At 62.4% G+C, this 1,336-nt stretch carries 1 protein-coding gene and 1 pseudogene; one reads left to right on the top strand and one right to left on the bottom strand.

Features of this window, described 5'->3' with window-relative positions:
- Window positions 1-1,130 (top strand): oligopeptide/dipeptide ABC transporter ATP-binding protein (locus EOA86_RS34860; RefSeq protein WP_164892333.1); only part of this gene is annotated, 1,130 nt, incomplete at its 5' end.
- A 13-nt stretch (window positions 1,131-1,143) separates the two neighbouring features.
- Here EOA86_RS34860 and EOA86_RS34855 read toward each other — a convergent pair.
- A pseudogene (locus tag EOA86_RS34855) lies at window positions 1,144-1,336 on the bottom strand (hypothetical protein); the annotation flags it as partial.

The raw sequence follows: 1,336 nt of genomic DNA, 5'->3' as shown, positions 1-1,336 counted from the left end.
AGATCGAGGACCTCAAAAAATACTACAAGGTCGGCGGCAGCGAAGTGTTCGGCTCAAGCGAGGGCCGCGTCGTCAAGGCCAACGAGACGATCTCCTTCATGGCGCGCGAATCCGAGACCGTCGCCATTGTCGGCGAGTCCGGTTGTGGGAAGTCGACGCTTGCCAAGGTGCTGCTCGGGCTGGAGACGGCAAGCTCGGGCAGCGTGACGCTCGGCAACCAACAGATCCAGTCGACCGGCGTCGAGAAGCGCAGTGTCGAGACGGTGTCGTCGATCCAGATGGTGTTCCAGAATCCGTTCGACACGCTCAATCCCAGCCATACGGTCGGTTCGCAGATCATCCGCACGCTGGAAAAGTTCAATGTCGGCAACACGGTCGCCGATCGCCGTCAGCGCATGCTGGAGCTTCTCGACCTGGTGAAGCTGCCGCGGGCGTTCGAGACCCGCAAGCCGCGCCAGCTCTCAGGCGGCCAGAAGCAGCGCATCGGCGTGGCGCGGGCCTTTGCCGGCGACGCCAAGGTGGTGGTGGCCGACGAGCCGGTTTCGGCGCTCGACGTGTCGGTGCAGGCGGCGGTGACTGAGCTCCTGATGGACATCCAGCGCAAGAACAAGACGACGATGCTGTTCATCAGCCACGACCTGTCGGTGGTGCGCTACATCGCCGATCGTGTCGTCGTCATGTATCTAGGCTATATCGTCGAGCAGGGCACGACCGACCAGATATTTTCGCCGCCCTATCATCCCTATACCGAGGCGTTGCTGTCGGCGATCCCGATCGCCGACACCAGCGTGATCAAGAAGCACATCGTGCTGGAGGGCGACATTCCGTCGGCGATGAACCCGCCAACCGGCTGTCCGTTCCAGACGCGTTGCGGCTACAAGAAGCTGGTGCCGGACAATCTTTGCGAGACGCAGGTGCCGCCGGTGAAGAATCTCGGCGACGGTCATTTGAGCCTGTGCTGGCTTGCCGACGACGTGCTGGCGAAAATGGAGCCGGTAATCAAATTCGACAAGGAGCATGCCGCCCATGAGGGGTTGCCGGACGACGCGCCGCAAGGCATCGGTCCTGGCTTTGCCGGCGCTCCGCCCAAGCGTCCGCGCGGCAAAAGGCCGAAGCTGACGGATGGCTAGATCCTTGGCTTCATCAACGCGCGCATTGGCGTAGCTGCGCGGCATAATCCCGAGCCATCTTCTCGGTGGCTCGCGCATAGCGCTGCACGCCGGCATCGCCGCGATTCCCGCGGCCATAGGCCGTCCAGCCGAGATAATAAGCCAGATAGAGGTTGTAGGTGTCGTTGCGGGCGACGCCGAGCGTGTCTGATGTCTTGGAATGATAC

It is taken from the genome of Mesorhizobium sp. M5C.F.Ca.IN.020.32.2.1 (assembly GCF_004023105.1).
In the GTDB taxonomy this organism is placed as follows: Bacteria; Pseudomonadota; Alphaproteobacteria; order Rhizobiales; family Rhizobiaceae; genus Mesorhizobium; species Mesorhizobium wenxiniae.
The sequence above is the reverse complement of the archived record's forward strand: the minus strand, read 5'-3'. Positions and strand labels throughout refer to the sequence as shown.